This is a genomic window from Marinomonas sp. ABL3_031, from assembly GCF_056161265.1.
On sequence record NZ_JBSWYU010000001.1, the window covers coordinates 328806 to 348818 of the forward strand.

Here is a 20013-nt window from a genome sequence, read left to right on the forward strand (position 1 = left end):
AGTATGAAAGTAAGAGATAAGACACACTTGTTATAATCTAGTGTGTCCTATTTTATCTTAATTATTACCAGTCATAGCTCACGCTCGCAATGATGTTGCGGCTGTCGCCGTAATAGCAAGTATTTGTATCACCTAGTGCGTCGCTAGTGGTTGTTGAACAAGTTGATACATATTCTTTATCAAACAGGTTTTTCACCATGATTTGGAACTTATAATCGTTCCACTGATAGTTCGCCATGGCATCAAATAAGGTGTAAGAGGGAACCTTGATGGTTTCTTTATCATCTCCATAAGAATCACCTATGTAACGGACGCCTGCACCGACCTTTAAGCCATCTAAAATGCCATCCATAAAGCGGTAGTTGCCCCATACAGAGGCCAGTCGGTCTGCAATTTGCTGTGGGGTTTTACCCACTTTCGAACTGTCATCGTCTTCTGTGACTTCTGAATCGACAGAACTCAATGTGCCCACCAGAGTAAAGGCTTGGTTAAGGTTGGCCACGGCTTCAAATTCAATGCCTCGGTTACGCACTTCGCCGATTTGCTGAAAGCTTGAAGTACCACTGGAGCCGCTGGTGAGATTTTCCTTGGTGACCTGATAGGCAGCGACGCCAAATTGACCATCGAAGTTTTGTGGCTTGAACTTCACACCAACTTCATAACTGTTGGCTCGTTCTGGGTCGGCCGGATCATTGTTTTCATCGAATGAATTGATCGGCGTGAAAGATTGAGCAAAGTTAGCGTAGGTCACCACTCCCATACCTAGATCATAGGAAGCGCCCACATTGGAGGTCCAAGCGTCAATGTCCACATCCGTTTTCGTGTTCGTATCGATAATATGGGTTTCATTGCTGACATCATCATAACGTAAGCCCGCTAACAAGGTTAGCTGTTCTGTTAATTCGGCTTTATCCTGAACATAGAAGCCTAACTGACGATTTTTGGTTTTAGTTGTTACTAAATCATCATCGGTGAGGGCTGCCGTGGATAATGTACTTAGGTTGGTTACCCTAACTAGAGAGGTGTCACCATAAGTTGGGTTAAATGGATTGAAAAAAATGCTACCATTTACTGATGCAAGTGGTGTGGTTGATCCAAAATTTTGTCCTTCTTTATCAAGACTTTGATAGTCTAGTCCAGTTAATAGAGTATGTTTGATTGAGCCTGTATCAAAGTCATAAATAAAACGATTGTCGAGGTTCAATGCATCTGATTCGCCATCTTCATAGGTGACACCACGAATAATTGAGCTGCTACTACTTAAAGTTGTAAGGTAATACATTTGGCGTACATTGATGTCCATGTGGCTAAAGCGCGCCGATTGTTGGAATTTGAGATCCTCGTTGAAAATGTGTTCCAGCTCATAGCCCACTGAGGTTTGTTCCCGTTGAAAGGTTTCCCAGTCGGGATCGCCTAAAGCCATGTCATAGTCAATAGTGCCGCTGTCTGTTGTTAGAGTGCCATCTTTAGGAAGAAACTGTACGTACGGATCGGAATCGTCTTTCTGGTAGCTGGCTAAAATGGTTAGGTTTGTCTTATCGCTGATTTGCCAAGCCAGAGAAGGGGCCAATAAGGTACGTTCTGCTTCGACGCCATCCACCTTGGTGCCGTTTTCACGGGTGAGGGCCACCATGCGGAATGCCATCTTATCGTTGAGTAGCTTATTTACATCAAGGTTGATTTCTTTACGGTCGTAGGAGCCAACGGAACCCGTCACAGCGCCAAAATCTTCATCTAATTGGGCTCGTTTGCTGATCACGTTGATAACCCCACCCGGTGGCGTTTGGCCATTTAACGTCGACGCTGGCCCCCGTAAGATTTCAATGCGCTCTAGCATGAAGGGGTCGATTTGCCAGCTATAGAAGCCAGACGAATAAAGGCGTGTGCCGTCTTGGTATAAACCATTATTGGCTTGCTTAAAGCCACGTACCACAAACCAATCTTGTTTGTTGTCTTCGCCATAGAAGTTAGTCTGGATGCTGGGAGTGTATTGCAAAGCATCGGAAATACTGATGGGAGCGCGATCGTCCATTTGTTCTTGGGTTACCACGGAGACAGCGCGGGGAATTTTAACTATTTCCTCATCTGATTTGGTTGCCGTTTGTGCCACATCACTGACATAGGAAAAGTTATTTGCGGTAGAGCTTTGTTCTTCGGTATCGCCTTCAACCACAAGGGTGTCAAGGTCTTCGGCGTCGCTTTCAAGCGCAATGGTGCTAGTGTCTTCGGCATGGCCAAGCATGCTAAAGAGTGAAAGGGTTACCGCCAGTGAAACAGGAGTTAAGCGGAATAATGAATTCATTTACAACATCCTTAAGTTATTATCTGATTATGAGAATCATTAGATTTTGTGTGTGGATACTATTTTAAATGATCATCATTTACAAATGTAAATTGATTGCAATAATTGCTTTAAATATGGTTTGTGGTTAGCTTCATTGCTTCCATAAAGCCATTAAAAAAACCATGTCTAAAGCAATCATTTTATGATTACTTTAAGGAGACTTTATTGCCTATAGTGTCACTTTATTTCGCACGATTTTAATGGCAGATAGGTGATTTAGCATGACGCATAACAAAAGTATTGGTATTGGAACGCAAGCAGTATGGGGCGGTGAAGAAGGGCATCCATACCGAGCAACGCAGACGCCAATCGTGGCTAGTGCGGCCTATGGCTACCAAGATATTGATCATTGGTATGATGTGGCATTGGGTGAAGCTCCTGGTTTTATTTATAGTAGAATGAGCAATCCAACCGTTGAAACCTTGGAAGCCAAAATATGCGTATTGGAAAATGCCGAGTCTGCGGTGGCTTTCAGCACAGGGATGGCGGCTATCAGTAGTGCGTTATATACCTTCTTAAAGAATGGCAGTCGTGTGGTGTCTACCAAAGACAGCTACGGTGGCACGAATAAGGTGTTTGAGGAGTTTTTACCTCGCATGGGAGTGGAGGTGGTGTTATGCGAAACCCACAGTCACGAGCAAATTGAAGCAGAAATTGCCAAAGGATGTGACGTTCTTTATCTGGAAACACCAACGAATCCGACTTTGAAAATTGTCGACATCAAACGCTTAGCAACTGCTGCTAAAAAGGTTGGGGCTATTGTGATGGCGGATAATACGTTTGCCACACCATTAAATCAAAACCCCCTTGCTTTGGGGGTAGACATTGTCATTCACAGTGCCACTAAGTTCTTAAGTGGTCATGCCGATGCGATGGGTGGTTTGGTATGTGGTGCAGAAAGCTTGATGGAAAAAGTTAGGCATTACCGAGAAATAAACGGAGCTGCATTGGACCCTTTTTCAGCTTATTTGATTATTCGTGGTATCAAAACCTTGGCATTACGTGTTCGTCAGCAGCAGCAAAGTGCGCAAGTAATTGCAAAATATCTACTGACCGAACCTCTGGTCGAGGCGGTAAATTATCCAGGTTTGCAGACGCACAAAAATCATCACATCGCAGTTGCGCAGATGCGCGGTTTTGGTGCTATGGTTAGTTTTGTGCTGGCTGGTGGTATGGACATGGTGACGCGATTGTTACCGCAATTGCGTTATGCCCATTGTGCCGGAAATCTAGGTGCGGTTGAGACTATATATGGCCCAGCAAGAACCACTAGCCATGTGGAAAACACCTTAGAAGAGCGTCAAGCATTGGGGATTTCAGAAGGTCTAGTGCGGATTTCCGTGGGTATTGAAGATACTGAGGATTTAATTGCTGATCTAAAACAGGCGTTTGAGATAGTTAGGAATGCTTCTTGCAGGTAAATTGCACATAAGCTCATCGCTAGCCTCATAGGCTTCAGGTTCAAAAAATGAGAATTCATAAGGACTGTTGATATGAATTTAGGTATTATGCGCGGCTTAGTTACAACACTAAGATAATAATGATTTGTTAATTGGGGACATTAGATAATGAAAAAAGTACTGATTGCCTTTGCGGCCCTAGTAAGCGCAACTGTTGCGTCTGCTTCAGACAACAGTTTATGGGAAAAATCTACCTTGAACGAGATTCTAACGCGCGGTGAGATGCAAGTGTGTCTTGAAGCGGGTTACATGCCATTCGATATGCGTGATAAAAAAGGCAACATCGTCGGTTTTGATGTGGACATTGCCAAATCTATGGCAAAAGCAATGGGCGTAAAAATCGATCTACGTAACACGGCTTGGGACGGTATTATTCCAGCATTATTGACTGCGAAATGTGACATCATCATTTCTGGTATGACCATCACTGCGGAACGTAACTTGAAAATTAATTTCACTGACCCCTACATCGTTGTTGGTCAAAGTATTTTGTTAAGCAAAAAACTAGAAGGCAAAGTGAATTCATACCGTGACCTTAACAACAGCAAGTACACTATTGCGACTAAGCTTGGTACGACTGCAGATTACGCAACGAAGCGTTACCTAAGTAAAGCCAAGATCAACCTTTTTGAAACAGAATCTGATGGTGCACTAGAAGTGATCAATGGTAACGCAGACGCTTTCGTTTACGACTTACCATTTAACGCAATCTACGGTGCGCAAAACAGTGACAAGTTGGTCCACCTAGACATTCCCTTTACTTATGAACCTCTCGGTATGGCGATTCGTAAAGGCGATCCAGACTTCATGAACTTTATCAATAACTACCTAGCGCAAATTAAAGGCGATGGTACTTACGATAAAATTTATAACAAATGGTTCGCAAGTGATGCATGGATGAAGAACATCCAGTAAAATCCGTTCCGGTTACGAGAAGTGGCGCAATCAGCGCCACTTTTTGTTTGCAGAACGGCTAGCTGATGGCCCCCTCGGTCTGGCTAGTGTCCTAGTAGGTTTGGATACCTATTCTTAATTAAAGTTGGAAACACGACGGGGAATCTCTCATCGATGGAAAAACAATCACATCTGCTTTTATGGAAAGGTCTTTTTGTGCTAATCCTACTAGCCTTAGGCTTTGGTATATATGCCTCCAGCAAAAGCATTGACTATACTTGGCGTTGGGAACGTATTCCCCAGTACATAGTGAGTACTGAGCCGACGGAAATTCGGGCGCCTTTTGATGGTACGGCTTACGTAGACGATGCGACCAATACCATTACTATAGAATCCGACATTGGTCTTGATCCTCTTATCATTAAGAAATTTGACGATGCGCTGATTTATGATGGTGATCTGGTATTTGAGGGTGACCCAGTCGCTCAGCGAATTGGTTGGACAATTGGCCCTATTACTTGGGGGTTATGGATCACACTGAAACTGTCTGTGGTGTCTTTGATTTTTGCCGTTATTATTGGTTTGTTTACCGGTTTGGCGCGTATTTCTCACAATCCTACCCTGCGCTACCTCGCCATTACTTACATTGAATTGGTACGCGGTACGCCGCTTTTAGTACAAATTTTTATCTTCTATTTCTTTATCGGCACGGTATTAAGCTTAGATCGATTTACGGCTGGTGTAGCAGCATTGTCTGTATTTACAGGGGCCTACATAGCTGAGATTGTGCGTTCTGGTATTCAATCGATTCATCCAGGGCAGATGGAAGCGGCACGCAGTTTGGGCATGAATTATGTTCAGGCGATGATCGAAGTCATTTTGCCGCAGGCGTTTAAGCGTACCTTACCGCCGATGGCGGGACAATTCATCAACCTGATCAAGGACTCCTCGTTGGTTTCTGTTATCTCGATTACAGATTTAACCAAGGCGGGACGCGAGGTGGTCAGTTCTACCTTTGCGCCGTTCGAAGTCTGGTTTACCGTTGCATTGTTGTATTTGGTGCTTACTGGCACTTTATCTTGGGCCATTCAATATCTAGAGAAGAGGTTGTCAGCCAGTGACTAAGCAAGTTGATGAGCGCATTATTCGCGCCAAACATGTGGAAAAAGTGTATCCAAATGGCTGTCACGCCTTAAAAGACGTGTCTTTGGATATTAAGCGTGGTGAAGTGGTGGTAATTATTGGGCCGAGTGGCTCAGGTAAATCGACTTTTTTGCGTACCCTAAATCAGTTAGAAACCATCTCTGAAGGCACTATACTGATCGATGATGTCAGTTTGACGGATAAGAAAACCAACATTAATAAAGTCCGTGAAGAAGTGGGCATGGTGTTTCAATCCTTTAACTTGTTTCCGCACAAAACGGCTCTTGGTAACGTTATGTTGTCGCCTATCAAGGTGTTGAAAAAGAGCAAGCAAGCAGCGGAACAAGAAGGTCGTGAGTTGTTGCAGCGTGTTGGTCTGGCTGAGCGTATGAACAACTTCCCATCGCACTTATCAGGCGGTCAACAGCAACGTGTTGCCATTGCTCGAGCTTTGGCTATGATGCCGAAAATCATGTTGTTTGATGAGCCAACCAGTGCCCTTGATCCAGAAATGGTTGGGGAAGTGCTGGATGTAATGAAGAGTCTTGCCAGTGAAGGCATGACCATGGTGGTGGTAACGCACGAAATGGGCTTTGCCCGTGAAGTGGCTGATCGTGTTGTCTTTATGGAAGACGGTGAGTTGGTATTTGAAGAAGCTCCAGAACGCTTCTTTGAATCGGACAACCCACGTTTACAGCGCTTCTTGGGGCAAGTTCTATAAGGGCTTGTGCGGTTTGACTGCTGTATAACATAGCCACCTTGCTGATTTGGTGTAAGGTGGCTTTATTAGGCATTGAATATGAACCAAAAGTCTCTCCCTCCTTTAAACTGGCTGCACACCTTTGAAGCGTCTGCACGTCACCTTAACTTCACTCATGCTGCGACAGAATTGTGTCTAACCCAAGGGGCGGTAAGTCAGCAAATACGTTTGCTCGAAAGTCATCTTGGTGTGGCTTTGTTCCAGCGCTTAGCCCGTGGCTTGAGCCTAACCAAAGAAGGGCGCGCTTATTATCCTGTGGTACAGGACGCTATCAGTCGCCTGTCTGCGGGCACCGGCGAAATCTTCTCTTCTAACAGCTCCAGTATCGTCAAAGTGCGCGGGAGTCTGGCCTTTTTTAGCTTTTGGTTAGCCCCTAGATTGGCCAATTTTAAAGCGCTTTATCCGCACATTGATATCCGTTATGCCAGCCACATCTGGTTAGCAGATTGGGATGCCGAGGAAGACATGGAAATTCGTTGGGGGCATGGTGATTGGCAGGGTCTGCAATCACAGCGTTTGACATGGGACAGCTTGCTGCCGGTTTGTTCGCCAGCTTTATTGCAGCATACGCCTTTAGCATCGCCTGCAGATTTAGTGAATCATATTTTATTGCATGTTCTAGGTTACGAAGAAGGGTGGGGATATTGGTTGAATATCATGGGCGAAAGCTCGGTTGATTATTCCAAAGGAATGCAATTCGATACTTTAGTTTCCACTTTACGTATGGCGGAGCTCGGACAGGGTGTGGCGTTAGCCAGGTCGTCTATGGTCGAAGGTTTGATTGCAGAAGGGCGATTGGTGGCGCCTTTTGCTAAACAAATCGAAGCAAGTGAGTCGTTTTACCTAGTGAAGGAGCCCAATGCACCATTGCACATGGCGGCACAAGTATTTTTTGATTGGTTATTAGAGCAGGCTCACCGCAGCAAACCTGCTTAATAAGCATAGGAATTACTCTTCAAGATTAAAAAAATAACCAGCTGAAGAGTTCAATGACACCAGCGACGAGGCCAAAAATAACCAAGAGTAATAAAGTGTTTACTGTGTATTTTAGACGCTTGTAGGCTTTGCGATTGGTTTTCTTCAATTCTTTACTGCGCTGCAGCATAGGCGTCACAGTTTTAAATACTTTGTTCGCTAATCCGCTTTTATCTTCTGAGGTGTTAGGTACCAATGACGCCTTCATTAAAATCTTGTAGCAGAAATTGATCAATTTTCCGAACAGATTCACTGGGCGATCAAAATCACACATCAAAATCAAACGGCTTTCTTCAGTGTTGTTTTTGACAAAATGTAAGTAGGTTTCATCAAATAACAAGTCTTTACCATCTTGCCAAGCGTACTCTTGGCCATCCACATTGATAAAGCAGTCTTTAGAATTAGGAGTCTGAAGACCCAAGTGATAGCGCAAGGAACAAGCCACAGGGTCAAGGTGACGAGTCAGTTCAGAGTTAGCTGGCATGTAAGCAAACATGGCGCCGTTGATGTTTTTGATTCGGCTGAGAATTTCCGTTGTTTTCGGACACATGGTTTGTGCTGATGTGTGAGTGTAGCCATACCATTTAAGATAAAACTTACGCCAACCGTACTTGTGGAAGGTTCTGAACCCGACATCATAGTATGCGTCTGAGCCCGGTTGATTGATGTCTTCTAAATCCCCTTGCTGTTGTAAAGCGAGAGCTTCGTCTCGAATCACTTCCCAATTATCGCGTAATTCATCTAGCTCTTTGAACTGTAGCGTATCGATAATAGGTTGTTTCACTTTCTTATAAGAAAACAGATACAAAAGACAATTCAGTGGCGCAAAAATGGGCCAGCCTTTACGAAAGTACTCTGTCCAATTGGCATAGCGAATATTGCCACGGTAGGTATAGATGTAATACATGGAAGACAAACTGAAGAGCGCTGCGAAGAATAAAATGACGAGAAACTGCATTTCTTTATCCTAAAGAATAAACGACATTGTGCATCATTATTGACTAAATTGGTTGAAATGTGAACAAAATAGTCCTCATTTAATCCTTTTTTATGCCACATATAACAAATAGGACTAAATGTTTTTCTTTTTTTGGAATAATTTCTATTCACAAGGCATCAGAAATGACGTGTGATAAAAAGTCGTACAACGGAATTTGTTAGCACGACTTACCCTGTTGAGGAAAAGATTAAGACTGCGAGTGATAATAAATCCTAAGCAGCGTGGCTCTCATCAAAGTTGTCGTCATCAAATGGATCGGCGATGGCTTCTTCTTGATAGACTTGTTCTTCATCGGTTTCTATCACCAAGTCTTCTAAGTCTGTGCTGGGTGTTTTGGGCGTTTTATTGAGAGCCAGTTCCGTTTGTGGACTGGGGGTGTTCTTCTTTTTGCTGGTCGTTTTCTTTTTTGGGCCAAGTGCATCAATGACACTGTTTTTGTGTTCTGCTAAGTACATAGCTATTGTTTCTTTCAGCTGATCGTCTTCAACAAGCTGGCTATGACTGAGAATCTCCATGAGTGCCTCAGCACTATCGAGAAGTTTATCGTACGCATCGGCTTCGGCTTTTGAAGTAAAGGTCATTTTTTCGATTCCATGGCGTTCTACGACGTATTTAATAATGACGGACATAAGTCACCTCACAAAAATTATGCTGTATAAATATACAGTATAATTTTTTATCTTGTCTAGACTTTATTGTTGTCGTAGTGAATGAATTGTTGTTGCAAAGAATGATTGTTAAGGTATCGACTTTCACACAGAAGTGACTCTTTATGCCTTTCGATTATTCTCAATGGGATGTTTCCATTATTACAGATCATGTAGAACTGGTTCTTACTTTGGCCCTAATCTTACTGGTCTATTTTATTCGCCGCTATACAAAGCGCGCCATTCGTCTTAACCAACATATTGATCATGATAAAAAACGTCAAAGGATCAATGCGGCAGACAATTCCTTTAATTTTTTATTTGTTGTGGGTCTGATCCTCATATGGTCATCTGAACTGCAAAACATTGCCATTTCCATTGCTGCTTTTATGGTGGCATTAGTCATTGCCACAAAAGAATTTATTGCTTGTATCGTGGGGGCGTTTTACCGCGCGAGTACACGGCCTTATCAAGTAGGAGATTGGATTAAGGTTGCGAATTTTGAAGGTGAAGTGACGGACAGTGATTGGTTATCCACTACTTTGTTTGAAGTGGATTTAAAAGGTGGCAGCTACGCTTATACCGGCAGAACAACCGTTGTGCCAAACAGTGTGCTATTGATTCACACGGTGCAAAACCTTAATTACATGCGTCGTTATGTGACTCATACTTTTTCTATTTCCAGGCAATCAGATGAAGTAAATTTATTTGAGATCAAGGAGCAAATCATTGGCAAAATCCGTGAGTATAGCGAGCATTTTCATGAGGTGGCCATTCGTTATAACAGCCTGATCGAAAAGCGCCTTGATATTAATATTTCGGGTCCAGAGCCTCGTGTTCGTATTACCACTACGGCAGAAGGCTTTAATATCTTTACGGTTTCTTTGTTTTGCCCAACCGATGAGGCGGTGGAAATAGAACAAAAAGTAACGGAAGACTTTATGCGTTTTTGGTTTGATAAACGCCAAGCATTTTTAACACAGAAGCCGAATTAGGAGACCTCATGAGATTGAATAGACAATCTTTATATCTTGCGTTATTAACATTACTGAGCCTCACTTTGAGCGGTTGCAATAGTTTTCGCATCAGTGAAACGAAAATTAATGATGATCTCGCCAAGCAAATAGAAAGTGCGCAAAATACTCGCTTTGAATTGGCGGAAGAGGGTCAAGCAGTCGCATTAAATCTAGCCATTAAACAAGCAGACATCGACTTTCTTGAACGTGATGGTGGTGTGATTGCGATCGCCTTGATGTGTGATTTAACCGGTGAAGTGTCGGCGTTTGGACAGAGCTTTTCATTAACCATGCAAGTCAATCCTGACTTTGAGGCAGGTATACGTATTCAAGATAAAGATCTTTTTTTAGTGGCACCACGACTCACACAAGTTGCCATCAAAGGCTCCCGTTTTAATGAAAAAATCATCCGCTCGACGCTAGGTTCTTTGCAAGACCGAGTGGAACGGGTGCTGCGTCAATATTTTGATAAACACCCAATTTACACCTTAAATCATTCACAATTTGAGAAATTGGCAGCCACTTTGGTGTCGGACATTGAAATAAAAGATGATTCTCTTGAATTATCACTGTTTTAGCGGAATGAAGCCCTTATAATGGCACCATGCATTGTGCAGTAACCTATTGAAATAAGGATAACCCATGTCGATTGCAGACAATCAAGTGGTGCAGTTTCACTACACCCTTCGCAGTGGTGACGAACTGATCGAAACGTCCGCTGGTAAAGATCCAGTGGCATATCTTCATGGTCACGGCAACATTATTCCGGGCTTGGAAAAGGCCATGGCTGGAAAAGCGGCTGGAGAGGAATTCGAAGTGACCGTAACCCCGGAAGAAGGTTATGGTGAACGTAAAGAAAACCACACTCAACAAGTGCCAGTAAAACACCTTCAAGGCGCTAAGCGTTGGCAGCCAGGTATGGTGGCGACGGTTCAAACAGACAAAGGTCTGCGCCAAGTCACCATAGTAAAAGCAGGTTTAAAACATGCCACAGTGGACATCAACCACCCACTGTCAGGTAAGGATTTAACCTTTAATATCCAAGTGATTGATGTACGTGAAGCGACTAATGATGAAATCGCGCACGGTCATGCGCACGGCGTTGGTGGTCATCACCACTGATTTAAGTGTCAATAGTCAAATTTGTAGTGCTGTTCAGCCTCTACCTAGGTAGGGGCTTTTTTGTGCTTTTTGCCTAATGTTAATGATCTTAATCAAAACTCTCACCATCATGTCTAAATTTTAATAAGAATCGTTATCAATTTCTTGACAGCCTAGGATTAACCGAACATTATTGATAATAGTTATCATTTAATATATCGGAGGGTAGGACGATGAGTCGTTACTTGGTGCCATTTTCTGTTCTTGAGCAAACCATTCAGGCAGGTCAGTGCGCCGACTCGCCGGAGGTTTTGTACCACTATCTTAATTTGACTGAAGAATACGCAGAGCGTTTGAACATTACAGATGCCACACAATTGCACCAACGAGTGTTTAATGTCCTATTGGATACCGTGTGTGATACCAGTATCGCGCCACAATGGCGACAAACCTGTTTGGACAAAGTGTATCTGCCTCTGTCGCACCTGAAACGCCTGATTGTGACCTACCAAGACGCAAGAAACTATTTCAAAATGGAGCATAACCTTAGGGTATTGAGCCATTACTTCATCTCTTCTTTTGAGTCGTAAACAAAGGAAACCATTAGCGAATGAAAACACGCATTGAAAAAGACAGCATGGGTGAGCTAGAAGTCCCTGAAAACGCCCTGTATGGTGCTCAAACCCAACGCGCCATTAACAATTTTCCTATCAGTGACGAAGCCATGCCGGAGGCTTTCATTCGTTCTCTGATCTTGATCAAAGCCGCTGCCGCACAGGCCAATGAAGCGCTTGAATGCATTACCCCGAAACAAGCTCAAGCGATTCAGAATGCTTGCAATGAGTTGTTGGATGCCGATGACCTGATGCAGCACTTTCCGGTGGACGTATATCAAACCGGCTCTGGCACCAGTTCGAATATGAATGCCAATGAAGTGATTGCCACTTTAGCCAGTCAATACAATGGCGAGACCATCAACCCTAACGACCATGTGAACTTTGGTCAGAGCAGTAATGACGTCATACCCAGTGCCATTCATGTGAGCGCCACATTGGAATTGGCTGGCCACTTGTTACCCGCTTTGGAGCATTTAAAAAATACCATTATTGAAAAGGGTAAGAGTCTTGCGGGTTATACCAAAACAGGTCGTACCCATTTAATGGATGCCATGCCTGTGCGTCTGGATCAGACATTCAATGCTTGGGCAGCGCAGCTGCAAGATAACATTGATAACCTCAATCATATCAAGACAAAAACCAGCCAATTGGCGCAAGGTGGCACGGCGGTAGGGACGGGCATTAATGCGCATCCTGAATTTGCCGCAGGCTTTGCGAAAGCCTTATCTGAATTAACTAAGGAAACCTTCTCTCCGGGTCAGGATTTCTTTGCCTTGATTGGTTCACAAGACACAGCAGTGGCCTTGTCTGGTCAGCTGAAAGCCGTGGCGGTGACCTATATGAAGATCGCCAATGACTTGCGCTGGATGAATTCAGGCCCATTAGCTGGGTTGGGGGAAATCACTCTACAAGCCTTGCAACCTGGGTCGTCCATTATGCCGGGTAAAGTCAACCCGGTGATTCCAGAAGCGGCGGCTATGGTTGCAGCGCAAGTCATAGGTAATGACGCAGCCATCACCATTGGTGGACAATCAGGTAATTTTGAGTTGAACGTCATGTTGCCAATGATTGCCAAAAATCTATTAAACAGCATTAAATTATTGACCAACAGCGGGCAATTATTAGCAGACAACGCCATTGCCACGCTGACGGTGAATGAAGACAAATTGAATCAAGCGCTGCATCGCAATCCAATATTGGTCACCGCCTTGAATCCCATCATTGGTTACGCAAAAGCAGCTGAAATTGCTAAGAAAGCCTACCGAGAAGGGCGACCTGTGATCGATGTGGCCGATGAGGGTACGGATTTAACGCGAGAAGAACTAACCAATTTGCTTGATCCCGCTAAATTGACCCACGGCGGTCTGTAAGTTTATTAGTAGATTAGTAGGTTCGATGGGTTATCCCTTGCCTGTTAATTCACTCCCTATTGATGAAATCAAGCCAGCAATCTTTGCTGGCTTTTTTGTTTGTGCGTCGAAATCTTGTTAAAGAGTCTTGATCTGTTACAGAGTTTTGGTCATAAAGGTGCTGTAAGGATCAGGCTGGTAATCGGCAAATGGACCACACTCTGTAAATCCATGTTTTTTGTATAAGGCTCTTGCCGGTGCGAAAAAGTCTTGCGTACCTGTTTCTAAACTGATCTTAATCAGACCTTGTTGTTTGGCGTCGTTTAAAATGTGTAGTAACAAGGTGGAGGCAACGCCTTTCTTACGAGCGGCATGGGAAGTGCGCATGGATTTGATCTCGCCTTCCTCTGTATTGTGGTTTTTTAATGCGCCACAACCGAGTAACTGACCTTTTTCCCACACTGTCCAAAGGCGAATGTCGGTTTGCTTTAGTTCGGATAAATCCAGTGCGTGAACGCTTTCCTCTGGTGAGGTCTGATACATGTCATCCAAATGTTCTTGCAACAACTTCTTGATTTCAGGTCCGTTTAAATCGTCTAATCGAATGTCCATATTAAAGCCCTTAATGAAAATATAACTTGGGGTGAAAAGGTATCGTTAACAAAGCAAATTTTGACCCTTTATGCCCTTTTGGTAAAGTGAAATGACCTTGGCAATGACGAAATAACAAAAATGAGGACTGTGTGTGTTAGTTGAATTGCGGCAGGCGACGCTGGAGGATGCAGACCTGTTATTAGATTGGCGCAATGATGCTTCGACTCGAAAAGCGTCCATATCGTCTGAGAAAGTCTCCAAAGCCGAACATCTCACTTGGTTACAGGCATCATTACGCAACAAAGATCGTCGTCTGTGGATGGCTCAAGTTGAAGATGCCGTGATTGGCAGTTGCCGAGCAGATCGCCTACCAGAAGGCTGGTTGTTATCTTGGACAATCGCGCCTGATAGGCGAGGCAAAGGATTGGCATACCCAATGTTGCAGGCAATGCTAACGGATTTAACAGGCCCTTTCTTTGCACAGATCAAAGAGGACAACTTAGCCTCAATTAAGGTGGCTGAAAAGGCGGGCTTTACTTGCCAAGAGAGAAAGGGCGAGGTTTTGTATTATGTTCGCGAAGTGGGTTAATCATCAAAGCGAATGCGTACTTTGGGTTCGTCATTCTTGCTCTGCTCAGGCAAACGCAATGGATCGACCAAGTTTTCCAAGCCGTTGATTTTGATCTCCAAACAAAGTTGCAACCAAGTGCCTAAATTACCATTCGGCCAACCCTCGTGAGCAAACCACAATAAATAGGCTTCGGGAAGGTCAATTAAAATGCGTCCCTGATATTTACCAAATGGCATGGTTTGGCGTGCGACCTGAATTAAATCTTCTTGTGCAAACATGTGATTGTCCTGATGAATTGCCCGCTATTTAACCATACTCGCGATGTTGATGAAATGGGGCATTATCTTGAAAACAGGTGATTAAATAATCGCAAATGGCACTGAGTTTAGGGGACGGGTGTTGAACTTTTGGGTATACCAACCAGACCCCACTATAGGGATATTGATATTGAGGCAAAAGGGATACTAAGCGGCCGGCGGCTATTTCGTCTTTGACATAATAATCTGGTAATTGGGCAATGCCTAAGCCCTTTTTCACCGCATCAAGTAACGCCGGGCCAGAATTGCTGCGCCATTGATTGCTGACTCGTACTTCCTTGCGATGACCTTCTTGTTGAAATTGCCAATGACTTTTTGAGCCTAATAAACATTTGTGTTTGTTCAGTTCTGCCAAAGTATGTGGCACGCCAAATTGATCAACGTATTCTCTGGAAGCACACAGAAACTCCTCACGATCACATAAGCGTCGCGACAGCAAACTGGAGTCTTTCATCGCCCCCATGCGAATGGCCAGATCGTAATCTTCCTCAATCAAGTCGACTGCTCGGTTGGTCAAGTGTAAGTCCAGCTCAATTTTGGGATTTTGCTTGAGAAAGTCATTCATCAATGGCGCGATATAACGCTCACCAAAGGTGGTGGCGCAGGTCATTTTGAAACTGCCAATTGTCGCTTGATTTAAGGATGACACGACTTCTTCAGCACTGGTCAGAGCGGCTGGTAAATTACGACAATGTTGGTAATAGAGCTCACCCGCTTCACTTAAGTTAATGCGTCTTGTTGTACGATGTAATAGCGTACAACCTAGGGTATTCTCCAGTTGTGTCACTAAGCGGCTGATATGTGACGCCGACACATTGAGCTGGCTGGCGGCAGCCGAAAAGCTGCCTTGTCGCACGACTTCGACAAAGGCTTCCATGGCTTCCCAATTCTTCATACAGACAACCCCAATTGATTTAATAGATTGTTATATTATAACCATTTAAGGCTCTTTTTAAATTATTATTGCTGTATGGCAATAATGAATTGCTGAAATGTCCATTATCCTCGAACCAAATTACGACTAGACTGAATAACATTCAAAGAGTCACTCGGACTCATCTTAGTAAAAACCTATGTTGGAGAATTGCATGAAATGTAAAGCTGCTGTTGCTTGGGGCCCTGGTCAACCGCTAAAAATCGAAGAAGTGGATGTACAAGATCCGCAAGCAGGTGAAGTATTGGTGCGTATGGTGGCAACCGGTGTGTGTCACACAGATGCTTTTACTTTGTCAGGTGAAGACCCAGAAGGTATTTTCCCCGCCATTTTAGGTCACGAAGGAGCAGGTGTCGTTGAGGCCGTCGGTGAAGGCGTTACCGGTCTTAAGCCTGGTGATCACGTTATTCCTCTGTACACTGCTGAGTGTGGCGAATGTAAATTCTGTACATCAGGCAAAACCAACTTGTGTCAGGCGGTTCGTGAAACCCAAGGTAAAGGCTTGATGCCTGACGGTACCAGCCGTTTCAGTATTAATGGCGAGCCAATTTACCACTACATGGGCACCTCAACCTTCTCTGAATACAGTGTGGTACCGGAAATTTCATTAGCAAAAATTCACGTTGACGCGCCGCTGGAAAAAGTGTGTCTGCTAGGTTGTGGTATCACCACGGGTATCGGCGCCGTACTTAACACGGCGAAAGTGGAAGAAGGTGCCACGGTAGCGGTATTTGGCTTGGGCGGCATTGGTTTGTCGGTTATTCAAGGGGCTCGCATGGCGGGGGCTTCGAAAATTATCGCCATTGATATCAATGAGTCTAAGTTCGAAATGGCGCAACAATTTGGCGCAACTGACTGCATCAACCCGAAAAACTTTGATGCACCGATTCAGCAAGTGATCGTCGATATGACAGACGGTGGTGTGGATTATTCGTTTGAATGTATCGGTAACGTGCAAGTGATGCGTCAAGCACTTGAGTGCTGTCATAAAGGCTGGGGTGAATCCATCATCATAGGTGTGGCGGGGGCTGGCCAAGAGATTTCTACTCGTCCATTCCAGTTGGTTACGGGCCGTGTGTGGAAAGGTTCCGCCTTTGGCGGTGTAAAAGGGCGCAGTCAATTACCCGGTTACGTAGAAGACTACATGAATGGCAAAATAGAAATCGATCCCTTTGTGACTCACACTATGCCACTTGAGCAGATTAACGAAGCGTTTGATCTTATGCATGAAGGTAAGAGTATTCGTACGGTTATCTTGTTTGATCAATGAGTGTGGAACGATACCTTATTGCCATAATGCACGCCGTCTAATTTAGGCGGTGTGTGTTCACAGGAGAAAAACATGGAACTTATATCCAGCACCAAGAGCTTCGGCGGTTGGTTAAAGCGTTACCAGCATGAAAGTTTGTCCGTAAAGGGTGATATGACCTTTGCGATTTATTTGCCACCGCAAGCAGAAAGTCAGCAAGTGCCAGTACTTTATTGGTTGTCCGGTCTCACTTGTACTGATGAAAATTTTACCCAAAAAGCCGGCGCCTTTCGCAAGGCTGCAGAATTAGGTTTGGCCATCGTTTGTCCAGACACCAGCCCTCGCGGTACGGATTATTATGGTGAACACGACAGTTATGATTTTGGCTCGGCAGCGGGGTTTTATCTAAATGCAACCGTCGTGCCTTATTCGAACACTTACCATATGTACGATTATGTGGTGCAAGAGTTGCCGCATCTGATCGAAACCAATTTCCCTGTCACCGATAAACGTTCAATTTCAGGTCATTCCATGGGCGGTCACGGTGCCTTGATTTGTGCCTTGAAAAACCCAGGTTATTATCAGTCTGTGTCTGCGTTTGCGCCTATTGCCAACCCTACCAACTGCCCTTGGGGTGAAAAAGCCTTTACTGGGTATTTGGGCGAAGATAAAAGCACTTGGCAAGAATGGGACGCCAGTTTGTTGATCGCAGATGCCAAAGAGCGTTTGCCTTTGTTGGTGGATCAAGGGGAAGCGGACAATTTCCTTGTAGAACAGCTGAAACCAGAAGCCTTGGAAGCAGCGTGTGAATCAGCGGGACATCCACTGACGTTACGTCGTCAGCCGGGCTATGATCATAGCTATTTCTTTATCGCCAGCTTTATCGATGACCATTTAGAGCATCATGCTAAAGCATTAGAGCTTTAGATTTCATAAACCAAAGTTGGACAAAGCGAGCTGAGGCTCGCTTTTTTGTTGCTTCATTGGCGATGCTTATCATTACCTTCGATCATTTATTTTGTCTCTCTTTTACATGTAAAACATAAAAAACAATAAAAACGGTATGTTGTTATGGTTATTGATTTTGATCAATTCTTTAAAATAAAACATTGTTTTATTAATTTCCTTAGACTATTTTTTTCTGGCGATATCTGTGATCAGAGGGAGGCAGAAACGGGATTGCGTTAACCTTTTTGTTCTCAACTCGCGAATGGCTTTGCTATCGTTATTAGAATAGGGATAGTTTTATGATGGGCTTTTCATCCTATCATTATCCGAATATCAACATATTAAAGTAAGGATGAAGGGATGACTTTACGATATTCAAAAAGACTCTTTAATACCATCATAGCAGTGTCTATTTTTCTTGTTACGACATTGCTTCATGCTAAAAATGTAGATTTAAGTGGTCAAATCGCCATTGACGGTGTGTCAGGGGCGGCAGAGATTTATGACAAGGTCGGCATTGTTGATGAACAAGTGATTTTCAAAAAAGAAGGGGCATGGCAACTGGGGCCAAAACTGCCTGTGCAAGGGAGTAGTAATCCAAATCGACATGTCAGTGTGAGTAAACGATTTATCGCTGTTGGTTCGCAATCAGAGAACAAAGTCTGGGTATTTAAGCGATCAAACGATGATTGGTTGTTAATGACAACATTCACTCCGCCGTCAGGTTTTTTGCCAGGCAATTATGGCGGCACTGTCTTCATTGATGACCACCTTCTTGCGGTAGCAGACACCTCAGGTCAACAGGTTTTTCTTTATAAACGAAGTTATGACCATTGGGAGTATGAAAGGCAGCTGGACGCCTCGGATTTGCCCCAGAGCTTCTATCAATCTTTTGGTATGACAATCAAAAAAGTTAAGAATGAGCTGTATATCAGTGATTCAGGTTCCGATAGATTGTTCATTTATAAGAACATAAAAGATCGCTGGCAACGTTCGCAAGTCATTGAAGCGCCTATTGAGTTGCCGAATGTTGATAATCAAAGTTTTTCTTATGCTTTTGATGTAGATCGACATACCTTGGCGATTAGTGCTTATGTGTTTGGTCAAGGCTATATACAGATGTATAAGCGAGACCATTCCAACCAGCCTTGGGTTATGGGGCAAAGGATTCATCAAACTGATATTGATGACCAAAGTGGTTACTTTGGACATGATGTTGAATTGGATCGTTCGGTACTTTTGGTGGGCGATGACCACTTGAAAAAAATCTATCGGTTTGATGAACGAGAAGATCAATGGCAACTTACTGACATGCTTATGGGGGATCAATCTAATACTAATTTTGGTTACTCGTTTGGTTATGATAACGGTATCTTGCTGGTGGGGGCCAAGCAGTCATTTCTCTATACTCGCCCTTTTAAAACTGTCAAACTCTTTGGTCGCGTGTTAACGGATAATCAAATACCCGTAAAAAATGCCCAAGTTCAAGGCTATCTAAATAATGCCTTAACCGATCAAAATGGTGAATACGCGTTGACAGTGCAACGCGGTTGGTCTGGAGCTTTGCAAGCGACGCCGACTATTTTTATGGAGCAAGACGTGGTTTCTCAAATAGAAACCCTGAATAGAGTCACGCGTGATACACAGCTTAATGATCTTGTTTTTACCTCTCCTTATCTTATTCAGCAATGGATTGGTTTTTTGGGGAATTGTTTTGATCCAAATATGACGTTTGCTGGGTTATCAGATGATGCAGTGGAAGTGACTGAGAGAGGTACTGTTAGTGTGACGACAAACTATGGTTGGAGTGGCTTATTAACCCCAGTTTCAGACATATGTACTTTCACCCCAACTTCCATTGCTGTTGAGTTTATGGATTACGATAATTTTTTTATGTTTAACTCACAGTGAAGTGACATGCTTGTCATTTCACTTGATCATTTATTTTGTTTCTCTTTTACATGCAAAAATCAAAATACAACAAAAATTGTATTTTGATTTTTGCCATAATACAGAAGAGAAGCAATGGCGTGTCATTGACTCACCTGAAAATACTCTGCAGATTAAGCCAGTTCAGATGATGGGTAAGGTAAC

General features: G+C 43.7%; 20 protein-coding genes. 14 read left to right on the plus strand and 6 right to left on the minus strand.

What is annotated here, in order from left to right; all coding sequences use genetic code 11:
- Nucleotides 1-64: 64 nt before the first annotated feature.
- Entirely contained in the window at nucleotides 65-2302 is a 2238-nt protein-coding gene (locus ACXAH2_RS01620; RefSeq protein WP_475076115.1) for a TonB-dependent siderophore receptor, read from the minus strand.
- 263 nt (nucleotides 2303-2565) lie between these two features.
- On the opposite strand from ACXAH2_RS01620, the gene ACXAH2_RS01625 reads away from it, so the two are divergent.
- The 5 genes from ACXAH2_RS01625 (at nucleotide 2566) to ACXAH2_RS01645 (ending at nucleotide 7537) form a co-directional block, all read left to right on the plus strand.
- On the plus strand, nucleotides 2566-3765 hold the full coding sequence (locus tag ACXAH2_RS01625; RefSeq protein WP_475076117.1) for a cystathionine gamma-synthase family protein: 1200 nt from the start codon (nucleotides 2566-2568) through the stop codon (nucleotides 3763-3765).
- A gap of 147 nt (nucleotides 3766-3912) precedes the next feature.
- Nucleotides 3913-4719: a transporter substrate-binding domain-containing protein gene (locus tag ACXAH2_RS01630; RefSeq protein WP_475076119.1), complete on the plus strand. Its 807-nt coding sequence runs from the start codon at nucleotides 3913-3915 to the stop codon at nucleotides 4717-4719.
- A gap of 195 nt (nucleotides 4720-4914) precedes the next feature.
- Entirely contained in the window at nucleotides 4915-5823 is a 909-nt protein-coding gene (locus ACXAH2_RS01635) for an amino acid ABC transporter permease (RefSeq protein WP_475076122.1), read from the plus strand.
- A complete protein-coding gene (locus ACXAH2_RS01640; protein WP_475076123.1) occupies nucleotides 5816-6562 on the plus strand; it encodes an amino acid ABC transporter ATP-binding protein in 747 nt (248 codons plus the stop codon). The genes ACXAH2_RS01635 and ACXAH2_RS01640 overlap by 8 nt, the downstream gene beginning before the upstream one ends.
- Nucleotides 6563-6640: 78 nt before the next feature.
- Nucleotides 6641-7537, plus strand: coding sequence for a LysR substrate-binding domain-containing protein (locus ACXAH2_RS01645; RefSeq protein ID WP_475076125.1), 897 nt, complete (start codon nucleotides 6641-6643; stop codon nucleotides 7535-7537).
- Nucleotides 7538-7562: 25 nt separating this feature from the next.
- Here the strand turns inward: ACXAH2_RS01645 and ACXAH2_RS01650 are convergent, their stop codons facing one another.
- Together ACXAH2_RS01650 and ACXAH2_RS01655 are read right to left on the minus strand one after the other, a co-directional pair.
- Nucleotides 7563-8534, minus strand: coding sequence for an aspartyl/asparaginyl beta-hydroxylase domain-containing protein (locus ACXAH2_RS01650; protein ID WP_475076126.1), 972 nt, complete (start codon nucleotides 8532-8534; stop codon nucleotides 7563-7565).
- 254 nt (nucleotides 8535-8788) lie between these two features.
- Nucleotides 8789-9205: a YebG family protein gene (locus tag ACXAH2_RS01655; RefSeq protein ID WP_475076127.1), complete on the minus strand. Its 417-nt coding sequence runs from the start codon at nucleotides 9203-9205 to the stop codon at nucleotides 8789-8791.
- A 143-nt stretch (nucleotides 9206-9348) separates the two neighbouring features.
- Between ACXAH2_RS01655 and ACXAH2_RS01660 the strand changes: the two genes are divergently transcribed.
- The 5 genes from ACXAH2_RS01660 (at nucleotide 9349) to ACXAH2_RS01680 (ending at nucleotide 13327) form a co-directional block, all read left to right on the plus strand.
- On the plus strand, nucleotides 9349-10218 hold the full coding sequence (locus tag ACXAH2_RS01660) for a mechanosensitive ion channel family protein (protein ID WP_475076129.1): 870 nt from the start codon (nucleotides 9349-9351) through the stop codon (nucleotides 10216-10218).
- 8 nt (nucleotides 10219-10226) lie between these two features.
- Nucleotides 10227-10817, plus strand: a complete 591-nt coding sequence (locus tag ACXAH2_RS01665; protein WP_475076130.1) for a DUF1439 domain-containing protein — start codon at nucleotides 10227-10229, stop codon at nucleotides 10815-10817.
- A 64-nt stretch (nucleotides 10818-10881) separates the two neighbouring features.
- A complete protein-coding gene (locus tag ACXAH2_RS01670) occupies nucleotides 10882-11361 on the plus strand; it encodes an FKBP-type peptidyl-prolyl cis-trans isomerase (RefSeq protein ID WP_475076132.1) in 480 nt (159 codons plus the stop codon).
- 212 nt (nucleotides 11362-11573) lie between these two features.
- Nucleotides 11574-11930 carry a hypothetical protein gene (locus ACXAH2_RS01675; RefSeq protein WP_475076133.1) on the plus strand — a complete coding sequence of 119 codons (357 nt, stop codon included), beginning with the start codon at nucleotides 11574-11576 and terminating at the stop codon, nucleotides 11928-11930.
- Between the two features lie 20 nt (nucleotides 11931-11950).
- Nucleotides 11951-13327 (plus strand): class II fumarate hydratase, encoded by a 1377-nt coding sequence (locus ACXAH2_RS01680; protein WP_475076135.1) that lies wholly within the window; start codon nucleotides 11951-11953, stop codon nucleotides 13325-13327.
- A gap of 135 nt (nucleotides 13328-13462) precedes the next feature.
- On the opposite strand, the gene ACXAH2_RS01685 is transcribed toward ACXAH2_RS01680, so the two are convergent.
- Nucleotides 13463-13918, minus strand: a complete 456-nt coding sequence (locus tag ACXAH2_RS01685; protein WP_475076137.1) for a GNAT family N-acetyltransferase — start codon at nucleotides 13916-13918, stop codon at nucleotides 13463-13465.
- A gap of 133 nt (nucleotides 13919-14051) precedes the next feature.
- Between ACXAH2_RS01685 and ACXAH2_RS01690 the strand changes: the two genes are divergently transcribed.
- Entirely contained in the window at nucleotides 14052-14489 is a 438-nt protein-coding gene (locus ACXAH2_RS01690; RefSeq protein ID WP_475076139.1) for a GNAT family N-acetyltransferase, read from the plus strand.
- Here ACXAH2_RS01690 and ACXAH2_RS01695 read toward each other — a convergent pair.
- Nucleotides 14486-14749 (minus strand): DUF3820 family protein, encoded by a 264-nt coding sequence (locus tag ACXAH2_RS01695; protein ID WP_475076141.1) that lies wholly within the window; start codon nucleotides 14747-14749, stop codon nucleotides 14486-14488. The two genes, ACXAH2_RS01690 and ACXAH2_RS01695, sit on opposite strands and share 4 nt — an antisense overlap.
- A 28-nt stretch (nucleotides 14750-14777) precedes the next feature.
- Nucleotides 14778-15683 (minus strand): LysR family transcriptional regulator, encoded by a 906-nt coding sequence (locus ACXAH2_RS01700; RefSeq protein ID WP_475076143.1) that lies wholly within the window; start codon nucleotides 15681-15683, stop codon nucleotides 14778-14780.
- 193 nt (nucleotides 15684-15876) lie between these two features.
- Here ACXAH2_RS01700 and ACXAH2_RS01705 point away from each other — a divergent pair, with 193 nt between their 5' ends.
- The 3 genes from ACXAH2_RS01705 (at nucleotide 15877) to ACXAH2_RS01715 (ending at nucleotide 19830) form a co-directional block, all read left to right on the plus strand.
- On the plus strand, nucleotides 15877-16992 hold the full coding sequence (locus tag ACXAH2_RS01705) for an S-(hydroxymethyl)glutathione dehydrogenase/class III alcohol dehydrogenase (protein ID WP_475076145.1): 1116 nt from the start codon (nucleotides 15877-15879) through the stop codon (nucleotides 16990-16992).
- A gap of 72 nt (nucleotides 16993-17064) precedes the next feature.
- Nucleotides 17065-17898, plus strand: coding sequence for an S-formylglutathione hydrolase (gene fghA, locus ACXAH2_RS01710; RefSeq protein WP_475076147.1), 834 nt, complete (start codon nucleotides 17065-17067; stop codon nucleotides 17896-17898).
- A 381-nt stretch (nucleotides 17899-18279) separates the two neighbouring features.
- Nucleotides 18280-19830 carry a hypothetical protein gene (locus ACXAH2_RS01715; RefSeq protein ID WP_475076149.1) on the plus strand — a complete coding sequence of 517 codons (1551 nt, stop codon included), beginning with the start codon at nucleotides 18280-18282 and terminating at the stop codon, nucleotides 19828-19830.
- The last annotated feature ends 183 nt before the right edge of the window (nucleotides 19831-20013 follow it).

Excerpts from the sequence above, each read along its gene's own strand:
- ACXAH2_RS01620 (WP_475076115.1), bottom strand. The coding sequence starts at position 2,302 with ATGAATTCATTATTCCGCTTAACTCCTGTTTCACTGGCGGTAACCCTT.
- ACXAH2_RS01625 (WP_475076117.1), top strand. The coding sequence starts at position 2,566 with ATGACGCATAACAAAAGTATTGGTATTGGAACGCAAGCAGTATGGGGC.
- ACXAH2_RS01630 (WP_475076119.1), top strand. The coding sequence starts at position 3,913 with ATGAAAAAAGTACTGATTGCCTTTGCGGCCCTAGTAAGCGCAACTGTT.
- ACXAH2_RS01645 (WP_475076125.1), top strand. The coding sequence starts at position 6,641 with ATGAACCAAAAGTCTCTCCCTCCTTTAAACTGGCTGCACACCTTTGAA.
- ACXAH2_RS01650 (WP_475076126.1), bottom strand. The coding sequence starts at position 8,534 with ATGCAGTTTCTCGTCATTTTATTCTTCGCAGCGCTCTTCAGTTTGTCT.
- ACXAH2_RS01655 (WP_475076127.1), bottom strand. The coding sequence starts at position 9,205 with ATGTCCGTCATTATTAAATACGTCGTAGAACGCCATGGAATCGAAAAA.
- ACXAH2_RS01660 (WP_475076129.1), top strand. The coding sequence starts at position 9,349 with ATGCCTTTCGATTATTCTCAATGGGATGTTTCCATTATTACAGATCAT.
- ACXAH2_RS01665 (WP_475076130.1), top strand. The coding sequence starts at position 10,227 with ATGAGATTGAATAGACAATCTTTATATCTTGCGTTATTAACATTACTG.
- ACXAH2_RS01670 (WP_475076132.1), top strand. The coding sequence starts at position 10,882 with ATGTCGATTGCAGACAATCAAGTGGTGCAGTTTCACTACACCCTTCGC.
- ACXAH2_RS01675 (WP_475076133.1), top strand. The coding sequence starts at position 11,574 with ATGAGTCGTTACTTGGTGCCATTTTCTGTTCTTGAGCAAACCATTCAG.
- ACXAH2_RS01680 (WP_475076135.1), top strand. The coding sequence starts at position 11,951 with ATGAAAACACGCATTGAAAAAGACAGCATGGGTGAGCTAGAAGTCCCT.
- ACXAH2_RS01685 (WP_475076137.1), bottom strand. The coding sequence starts at position 13,918 with ATGGACATTCGATTAGACGATTTAAACGGACCTGAAATCAAGAAGTTG.
- ACXAH2_RS01695 (WP_475076141.1), bottom strand. The coding sequence starts at position 14,749 with ATGTTTGCACAAGAAGATTTAATTCAGGTCGCACGCCAAACCATGCCA.
- ACXAH2_RS01700 (WP_475076143.1), bottom strand. The coding sequence starts at position 15,683 with ATGAAGAATTGGGAAGCCATGGAAGCCTTTGTCGAAGTCGTGCGACAA.
- ACXAH2_RS01705 (WP_475076145.1), top strand. The coding sequence starts at position 15,877 with ATGAAATGTAAAGCTGCTGTTGCTTGGGGCCCTGGTCAACCGCTAAAA.
- fghA (WP_475076147.1), top strand. The coding sequence starts at position 17,065 with ATGGAACTTATATCCAGCACCAAGAGCTTCGGCGGTTGGTTAAAGCGT.
- ACXAH2_RS01715 (WP_475076149.1), top strand. The coding sequence starts at position 18,280 with ATGACTTTACGATATTCAAAAAGACTCTTTAATACCATCATAGCAGTG.